At 57.8% G+C, this 9,404-nt stretch carries 6 protein-coding genes; 3 read left to right on the top strand and 3 right to left on the bottom strand.

Annotation, left to right across the window (positions count from 1 at the left end; translation table 11 throughout):
• Positions 1 to 38: 38 nt before the first annotated feature.
• From ABI_RS11125 to ABI_RS11115, 3 genes are read right to left on the bottom strand one after another with little or no spacing between them, the layout of a single operon-like run.
• Positions 39 to 1,043 carry a hypothetical protein gene (locus ABI_RS11125; RefSeq protein ID WP_006273067.1) on the bottom strand — a complete coding sequence of 335 codons (1,005 nt, stop codon included), beginning with the start codon at positions 1,041 to 1,043 and terminating at the stop codon, positions 39 to 41.
• A 2-nt stretch (positions 1,044 to 1,045) separates the two neighbouring features.
• A complete protein-coding gene (locus ABI_RS11120; protein WP_006273066.1) occupies positions 1,046 to 2,497 on the bottom strand; it encodes a CHASE2 domain-containing protein in 1,452 nt (483 codons plus the stop codon).
• An 11-nt stretch (positions 2,498 to 2,508) separates the two neighbouring features.
• Entirely contained in the window at positions 2,509 to 3,579 is a 1,071-nt protein-coding gene (locus ABI_RS11115) for a hypothetical protein (RefSeq protein WP_157138867.1), read from the bottom strand.
• 278 nt (positions 3,580 to 3,857) lie between these two features.
• Between ABI_RS11115 and ABI_RS11110 the strand changes: the two genes are divergently transcribed.
• The 3 genes from ABI_RS11110 (at position 3,858) to bla (ending at position 9,384) form a co-directional block, all read left to right on the top strand.
• Positions 3,858 to 6,224, top strand: coding sequence for a WD40 repeat domain-containing protein (locus tag ABI_RS11110; protein ID WP_157138866.1), 2,367 nt, complete (start codon positions 3,858 to 3,860; stop codon positions 6,222 to 6,224).
• A 197-nt stretch (positions 6,225 to 6,421) separates the two neighbouring features.
• Entirely contained in the window at positions 6,422 to 8,500 is a 2,079-nt protein-coding gene (locus ABI_RS11105; protein WP_006273063.1) for an alpha/beta hydrolase family protein, read from the top strand.
• Positions 8,500 to 9,384 carry a class A beta-lactamase gene (gene bla, locus ABI_RS11100; RefSeq protein WP_040309159.1) on the top strand — a complete coding sequence of 295 codons (885 nt, stop codon included), beginning with the start codon at positions 8,500 to 8,502 and terminating at the stop codon, positions 9,382 to 9,384. The genes ABI_RS11105 and bla overlap by 1 nt, the downstream gene beginning before the upstream one ends.
• Positions 9,385 to 9,404 lie beyond the last annotated feature (20 nt).

Below are 9,404 nucleotides of genomic sequence, written 5' to 3'. Positions count from 1 at the left end.
TCCCCAAATCCCCGGAAATCCCCAAATCCCCGCCCTCGCTAACCACCTGAGGCGAGTTCTGGCACGGCCTTGACCGGCTGCCGCGGTCCGATCTGTAGCTCGTTGATCGCTGCCCTAGCCTCATTCTTGATTGTTTCGTCATCGCTGTCTGTCAAAAGGTCGGTAAGGATCTGGTAGGCTTCGAGATTCCATTGCTGCGATTGGCTGCTCAACAGCACGGCTACGGCGAGTCGATCGCGTTCGGGCATGTTCGATACCGACCCGATATCCGCATGTTCAGGAGGGCGAGCTGGATCTGGCTCGACGGTGAAAGGAATGGCACTTTCGGTGATCAATGGCTTTTCCGAAAGTCGCTCGTTACACGGTGCAGGATCGACATCATATTCGCGCAAGATCAGGCGGTAGTTTCCGGTTCTGGCTCGGCCCTCTGGAATTATGATCTCGCCGTCGGTGATCTTCGTGTTTCCGCAAGGACCGGGATAGGTGCCGATTAACATTGAACTTTCCGCCGAATCTACCTGATAAAGGGAAAGCTCCCAGCGGAACGGACTCTTGACTGGTACACGCAGGGACGCTGACGACTGTGATACTGTCAATACAGTTCCGTTCAATTCGTCCTCCGCTACGCCGGCAATGAGCGGCTTGTCTCCATCGCCCTTCGACAAAGCCTGTTCTTCTGATTGCCCTGGAAGGAAGGCGTTGATGATCTTCATGGCAATGTTGAGTGGAACCGTAAGGAAAGGAACGTCGCTATCTTCGAGCTTGGGGGTCTCCTGCGTAAGCCAAACGTCTTCCAGACCGTTTTTCGATTGAATGATGACGATGACTTTTGCGCCGACCGGTGCACGTGAGAAATCCGCGACATCCGATCTGCATATTGCCACGCCCCTTTTTGCCTCTTGATCCCCGATACGATTGCAGGGGTCGTGAAAGAATACGCCCGGAGAATCTTTCTTCACATAGGCATCGTGATGTCCCTGCGCGGCGAGGGCGGGGAAGGCGAGCGTCAGAAGGCAGGTACCAGTGATTAAGGCGAGGCGCATGTCTATTCCTCCTGGCTGGCGGCGGATTTGGCTGAAGGACGCCCGAGCCGGAAAACGTTGGCGCCTTTTTCGATGAGTTCCACAAGGGCTCCAATGGCCGAGATTATCGCCGTCGGGGCGCCGAGGTCGATCCAGATGCCTTGACTGTAGAAAAAGGCGAACGGGATCATGCAGATCAGGCTGATAATGACCGTGTAAAATACCGACATCGCCCAATTCTGATATCGCAGCATCAACAGGAAAATAGCGAAGATGGCGAATGCAAAGGCGATGGAAGGAAGCGTCGCGATGGCGATAGGGGCGTCATATGACGTAACCGTTTTGAGCGACTGGGCTACGACGAAAATACCGGGAACGCTGCCAATAGGCGTCTGAATAGTATCCCCGCTATACTGGTCGCTGCGGCCGATAATCACGATCTTGTCGCTAAGTGCGCCACCTTCAAGCCTGAGTCCACTCATGCCCGCGTCATACCTGATAGGGTGCAAGTCCACGTAGGAACGGGCGGACAGCGGAATGCCGGAGGCACGGAACGGGTCGCGGGTGTTGAACATGACCCTGCTGACGCGGTTGGGATGCCGAACTCCCTCTTGTAGCCAGGCCGCCGTCATCCCATTCTTATAGGATTGCAGGGATGTTTTTGGTATCCCTTCTGCTTGGGAGGCGAGTTCAGTCTGAGTCTGCATGAGCAGAGGAAGACCGCCGTCCTGAAGCAGGCGGACGGCATATCCCGCGGACAGGGCGACACTCAGTTTGCCTTCTAGATCGGGCGCGGTCCGCCAAGCCGACATCCAGCGCGTCTGACCGTCCTCATCTTGGACGAAGGTGGCGTTGAACCATTGTAACTGGCCTTCATCGCCGACCTGTTTATCAATTGGACCGGTAGCGTCCAGGGAATTGGACCTTACCGTCGTCGGAACGAAACGGACGGGATGTTTAGGATATTTTTCGTCGCTTCGTTGCGGACGATAGAGAAAAACGGGCGGACCATCTTGATTCTGGTCAAGAGCCTTGAGCGTTTGGTAGAGTGCATCCGTCCCCTCCGCCTCTCCCGGTGCGTCATAGCCCAAATCCAAGTCGACAAATATGCTCGCCGGTTCTTGCACCTCTATTAGTCGAAGGACGTCCGACAGGTGTTGTCGGCGAATCGTCGCAAATCTTGAACCTTTCGGGAAAGATTCATCGTCGTAGGTGACAATGGCGACCGGTGGCGCCGAAGCGCGAACCGTCCCGCTGCCGGCCAGCGCGTCCGTGACAAAGTCGGCGGGCTGCTCGGTTGCAAGGCGAAAGATGGGGCTGTTCGTCAAAGCACCGGCGGGGCCTTTTGCGGCGCTGGGGTCGAGGTGGCGAACGCCTAGAATCAAAAGCGCGTATGCTGCCGTGAGAACGGCTGCTAAAGCCAGTCTCTGCCAGAGGCGGGCTTCATGCCGGAACCATTTCAACCCCTTGTCCATTGATGGCTCGCCTACCGATTACCGAAGCTACGGCGAAAGAGGAGGAACAGTGAGTTGCTTTCATAGTCTTCGCCTCGATGCGTCCCAACGGAAACGGTGGCGCTCCACTTTGGGTCGAGTGCCACGGAAGCCCCGGCGACCAAGCTCAACATCGTTCCTCCATTAGTCACATAGAAGATCTCGTCGGAGAGGCTGGTTCTTGCGTTGTAACTGAAGTCAGTTCCCGCGTTCTGCAATTGCCCTTCTAGACTGAGTGTAAGATGCTCGCTGACATCGAGAATATAACCCAACGTTCCGTAGAGGAAACGGTCGTCACGATCATGGATCGCCGAATTGTTGAACTCGTTTCTGACAGCGCCGATACCCGCCAAGGCTACCAGCATCGAGTTGCTGTCACGGAAGCGGTGCTGGTACTGCACCGAGGCGTTCACACCCGAGCTCGTTCCGTCGCTCTCGTCGCGAAAGCCGAACTCCCCAAGCGATGTTTCACTGTAAGCGTCGAGCTTGAAGTAGCTGGCTGAAAGGTTGAAATCGATGACATCGGCGGACGAAAGTGTTTTCACATAGTCGATATAAGCGATGGCCCCGGTTCCACGGCTTCCCGACCGGCGCCCAGCATAATTCCTCGTCTCGGCTGCGCTTTGCGCCGTGTCAAAGCCGGCAAGGCCGGCACCAAAGCTGATCGAACTTTGATTGCCGAAATTGTAGTCGATGCCGGCTGCGTAAAAGTCGGAATCTCCGTCGCCTGATCCCTCGCCCGAAAAGTTAACATTCTCCCGGTTTCCTAAGGCCCATAAGCCACGGTCGCTCGCCGATGCGGCAAGACTCTGCATCAGGGTCAGAGTGACCAGGCTTGTGCTGCTGTTGATCGAGTCGCTTTGGCAGGCTGTGTCCGTCGCAGTGGCAAAGGTTTCTGCTTCACCTCCCAGGGGTATATCTTCGTTCTGCCCTCCAGGGTCCGGCCCCCGTAGCACCAAATAGTTGTCGCCGCCGCACTGCGACAAACTCTGAGCTTGCCCGGCGATCGGTGCCAAAAGCAATCCAAATGTAAGCGTGACAAAGGAAATCTGCTTCAACTTCATGGAAACCCCCATTTACAATTGGTTAATGAAAGCATATTGCTTCTTGGTGTGCAACGTTAGGTTTTGCGGTGCAGCGGGTTTGGGCTGGGGTGAGGCATTCTTGCATGTGGCGGGTCCTTCGAGCGATACAGACTAAAATCCTAACAGTGTTCGGCATTCTGGCGATAGCCTTGTGTCTGGTGACTCACTCAGAAGCATTGGCGCAGTTGCGTCCCGGTCCTGTCAGAGCCATTCCTGGAACGACCTTGCCGGTACCGCAAAGCGCGGGAGTGACTCTAATGGCGGTCAACAGTGTGGATGGCCGATTTCTTTTCACAGCACAGAGCGACAAGACCATACGGATTTGGGATTTCTATGAGGGCACGCAGCGCACGGTGCGTTTCAAGCGCGACGCCGATGTTCGAGCCATGGCGCCGGTCGACGGGCTCCAGTCGGTTCTGGTTCTGAGCAAAGACCGAGTTTATATTGTCGATGCCCGTCAACCTTATGGAGAAGACGAAACCGGCGATAGTCGGCCGCTAACGGGCGGAACGCCGTTTCGCCTGATATCAACGTCTCCCGGCGGACGGTTTGCGATTCTGGCGAGTGAGGACCAGTTGTTCGTGCGCTACGCTGATCGGCTGGATAGGTTTCGTGCGGACGAAAAATTAAGCTCGGGCGAGCACAATATTTCGCTTGATGGATTGAAGGCCTCCGCTCTTGGCGTAGGGGGCGAGATGACGGCCCTCACGGTCGGTACGCGCGACGGTACGGTCCATCTCATCGTCAATAACCGTCCTGAACCGGCCTTGACCCATCCTATGGCTGGCGCGATCGTGAAACTGGCCTTCGATCCGACCGAAAGTGTTCTTTTTATGCTTGACGCCAAGGGCAACTTGGCTTGCTTCGACATGGCCGAGAGATTTCGGCAGAACAGCTCACAGGATGGGCGGCCTTTTGTTGTGATAGCCGGGGGGGTTAAAGACTTCGACGTTCCTCGTACCATATCAACCGGGGCGATGCGTGTTGCTGCGACATTCGAAGATGGCTCCGTCAGAGAATTCCAACAAACTGGAACAAAATCGACGGTTCTTGCGGAGAGAGTACTTTTGGAACCGGGAAAGTCGGACGACTTTGGTCCTGTCGATGCGCGAAGTGTATTATTCGACTATCGTGACACGGCGGGTATCGACCGGCTCTTCACCTTCGATCGGGCGTCCGGCTTCATACGATATTATCGGCTGCCGCCAAGTTCACCGCAAGCAGATATCGTTGCGGCGCTCTTACCTATGAATGGATGGCACGGATGGATGGGATTTGACCAGGCACATCGTTACGCAGGTAGCGCACTTAGCCTTGAGGCCGTGGCGCGCGCTGTGAACAAATCGATTGCCAGCGAGGATTTCGATCCGCAGCGGCTAGATATCAAGCATCGGCTAAGGATTTGCGGATTTCTTGAGAATCTGAAGTACATCGAACACTACCGCCCCAGTAATCCTACCTGCGTCAGCGACGACGCCAAGGGCAGTGTTATTCAGGGCATAGGACTGGACCAACCCGCCGGCGGCGACACCGCGGTGCTACGATTCCGCGTAGAATTACCTGGCAAGACGGAGGACGATATTGTCGTCGTCAACCAAGGCCGAGTGTCCGCGAAAGCTTCGCGCGATGGCTGTCCGACCTGTTTTATGGCAACTGTTCAGCCTGCACAGGAAAATCTCATCCTCTATGTCGCTGTAAAAGTTCGGGAGAATGAATTTATCCGCCGCGAATTTCGCCAGAAGGTGCGCTACATACCTCGCAAACGTCACCTCTACATGGTTTTGATCGGCGTGAACGACTATGCTTATCACGATCGTCTTGTGACGCCTGTCAGCGACGTGAAGCGATTGTTTCAACAGGTGGGAGGAGATCTGCGTTCTGCACAGGACTTTCAGATCGAGGAAGTCGACCTTACACAAAAGCCAGGGGAAGTATGGGACCCTCGGAAAGTCGGGGAAGCCCTGTCGGGGCAGGGCCCTTCAGCACTGAAATCACAGCCCAACGACATCATATGGATTATCCTGTCAGGTCATGGCATCGGCTATTCGAATGAAATGCTTGGACAGGGTAAAAAAAACGGGGAAGGGGATTTTTACCTCATCGGCCCCCACGCAGCCGAATCGCCGCGTCGGCAGATGTTAGCGTTGAGGGGGGATGCGAGTCCATTCGCCGAGAAGTTGCTCGAGTCAGGACTGCTGGGTGCTAATCAGATCGGCGCATGGCTAGAGCAGCAACAGGCACGTCATATTGTTGTGACGATCGATGCCTGCTACGCTGGTCGCGCGACGAACTCCATCGCCGCGGCGATGGCTAACCGGTTCGGCAAGCACGGCTTGGCACCATTGTCCGGGCAGGTGCTGGTGGCCACTAGCGCCACTGCGAAAGCGTACGATGGGCGAGGGAACAATCCCAGTCCAGCGATGGAGGCTTTGTTTTCTGCTTTGACCATGTTTTCCAAGGTTGAGGGTGATGTAAGTTTTCGCGCCCTTTTTGCTGAGGTCAAAACGCGGCTTGAGGGTACGGAGGCCCGGAGCTTCGGGACGGACTTAATGCTCTGGAGTAAGCCCAATCGTTCTTTAGACCGCGAAAAGCCTGTTCAGGTCACCGGTCGATCAGCCAATTAGCCGCCGCTCGCAAGTCAATGCCGCTAACGCCGGTCCTGCTTCTGCGCTTGACATCCAATAGTCTGTTCACTCTAATTCTTCCACGCCCTTTCTCCATCCCCCCATTAATTCTTCGTCATAACGCGGTTCGGTTCTCGACATCGGCGGCAAAGGGGCTAAAACCGAACGCAACTTCGTAACAGTTGAGACGGTTGCCCATGTTCTTGTCCCGCTCCCTGAAAGCCCTGTGCCTGACGGCGTCCGTGTCGGTTGCTGCCCTGGCCGGGGCCACGCACGCCGCCGAGCCCTTCACCTATAAGGACATGTTGATGCTGGACCGGCTCAGCGGGCTGCAGGTCGACAGTTCGGGGACCTATGCCGTCTTCCAGGTGCGCGCCACCGACATGGAGAAGAACAAGGGCGTCACCTCGCTCTGGATCAAGGATCTGAGCGCGCCGGCGACGGCGGAACGCAAGCTGGCCATCTCCGAAGGCGGGGCCAGCAATCCGCAGTGGTCGGCCGACGGCAAGACGCTGTATTTTGTCTCGTCGCGGTCGGGATCGGACCAGGTGTGGAAGACCGAAGCCACGGGGGCTACGGCGACCCAGGTGACCAGCCTGGCTTTGGATGTCCAGGCCTATCAGCCGACGCCGGATGGCAAGGGCGTTGTGGTGGCCTTGGCGGTGTTTCCGGAGTGCAAGGGCGCTGAGATCGACTGCACGGTGACGAAACAGGCCGAGGCGAAGGCGCAGAAGTCGACCGGCGTGGTCTACACCAAGCTGTTCGTGCGGCATTGGGATACGTGGGCCGACGGCACGCGCAACCACCTGTTCTATGTGCCGTTCGGCGGGGCGGCGGTATCTTTGACGGATGGGGTTGATGGCGATGTGCCGTCCAAGCCCTTCGGCGACGAGGCCGAGTTTACTGTCTCGCCCGATAGCCAGACCGTCTATTATTCGGTGCGGATCGCCGGCAAGACCGAGCCGTGGAGCACCAATTTCGATCTGTATTCGGTTCCGGTGACGGGCGGCGAGGCGACCAATCTGACGGAAGCCAACCTGGCCTGGGATACGTCGCCGCGGCTGTCGCTCGATGGCAAGACCCTGGCTTACAAGGCGATGAAGCGTCCGGGCTTTGAGGCCGACCGGTTCGATATTTTCCTGCGCGACCTGAAGACCGGCAAGGTGACGGCGGTCGCCGGCGATTGGGACCGCAGCGTCGACGATTTGAAGTGGGCGAAGGATGGCAAGTCGTTGTTGGTCACCGCCGGTGATGTCGGGCTGGAGCGGCTGTTCCGCATCGATATCAAGTCCGGCAAGGTCATGGCGCTGTCGAAGGACGGCCATATCGACGCCTTCGCCGAGACGGGCGGCAGTTTTGTCTATCTGAAGAGCGCGATGAATTCGCCGTCGCAGCTGTACGCTGCCAATTCGAAGGCGATGTTCATAGATATGGGCGCGCGCAACCTGACCGGGCTCAACCCGGTGCTGAAGGAACGCGCCTTTGGTGACTATGAGCAGTTCAACTTCAAGGGCTGGAACGGCGAGACGGTGCACGGCTATGTCGTCAAGCCGGCCAATTACGAAGAGGGCAAGACCTATCCGGTGGCCTTCCTGATCCATGGCGGGCCGCAGGGTTCGTTCGGCGATTCGTGGTCCTACCGCTGGAACCCGCAGAGCTATGCCGGTGAAGGTTTTGCGGTGGTGATGATCGATTTCCACGGCTCGACCGGCTATGGACAGGCGTTCACGGACTCGATCTCGCAACATTGGGGCGACCGGCCACTGGAGGACCTGCAAAAGGGCTGGGCGTTTGCGCTGGGCCAATACAAGTTCCTGGATGGCGACCGCGCCTGTGCGCTCGGGGCGTCCTATGGTGGCTATATGGTCAACTGGATCGCCGGCCAGTGGAAAGAGCCGTGGAAGTGCCTGGTCGAGCATGACGGCATTTTCGATACGCGGACGATGGCCGAAGAGACCGAGGAGCTGTGGTTCTCGGAGTGGGAAAACGGCGGCATGCCCTACGGCAATATGGCCAAGATGGATGAGTTCAATCCGGCCTTGCATGCCCATAAGTGGTCGGTGCCGCAGCTGGTCATCCATTCGGATAAGGATTACCGCGTTGTGCCAGGGCAGGGGATTGCGACCTTTACGGCCTTGCAGCGTCAGGGCATCGAGTCGGCCTTCCTGCGCTTCCCGGATGAGAACCATTGGGTGTTGAAGCCGCAGAATTCGATGAAGTGGCACGCGACGGTGTTTGACTGGCTCAAGGCGCATACGGCGGAAGACGCCAAGTGATGTTGCGACGGGCGCTCCTGCTGGGATTGGCGAGCTTGCCGGTGGCCGGATGCGACCGGCAGACGGCGGACAAGGTCGCGGCTGGGGTCGATTTTGCCACGGCGATGCTGGACATCACCAAACGCCATGGCGGCCGGATCGGGGTGTCGGCGATCGATGCCGGCAGCGGCGCGCGGTTGTCGGTATCGGCACAGGATCGCTTCGGCATGATGTCGGTGTTCAAATGGATCCTGGCGGCAGCGGTGCTGGCGCGGGTCGATAAGGGCGAATTGAAGCTGGACCAGGTGGTGCGGTACAGCGCGAAGGATCTGATCGCCTATTCGCCGGTGACCGAGAAAGAGGTCAAGGACGGCAGGATGGCAGTGGGGGAGCTGTGCGCGGCGACGGTGTCGAAGAGCGACAATACCGCCGCCAATCTGTTGCTGCCTCTGGTTGGCGGGCCGGAGGGTTTGACGAAATGGATCCGGTCGTTGGGCGATGCGGTGACGCGCTGCGACCGCAAGGAACCGGAGCTGAATGTGGTGGCCGAAGGCGATCCGCGCGATACGACGACGCCGGAAGCCATGACGCAGTTGCTGCAGATCGTCTTCAGCGGCGCGGCGCTGGAGGCGGACAGCATCAAGCAACTGCGCGATTGGATGGAGGCGACCTCGACCGGAGATAAGCGGATACGGGCCGGTGTGCCGTCGGGATGGACCGTGGGCAACAAGACCGGCACCGCCAATGGCGCGGTCAATGATGTCGCGGTGATCTGGCCCAAGAGCGAAAAAACCGAAGGGCCGATCTTCCTGTCGATCTTTACCACGGGCGGGGCTTTGGAGGCAGACGCCAAGGAACAGGTCGTGGCCGATATTGCGCGGTTGGTGTGCGAGGTGTTTGCCTGAGCTTGTTCGGCTTGACAGAC

It is taken from the genome of Asticcacaulis biprosthecium C19 (assembly GCF_000204015.1).
GTDB classification, from domain to species: Bacteria; Pseudomonadota; Alphaproteobacteria; order Caulobacterales; family Caulobacteraceae; genus Asticcacaulis; species Asticcacaulis biprosthecius.
Note: the sequence above shows the minus strand (reverse complement) of the source record. Positions and strands in the feature narration are given on the sequence as shown.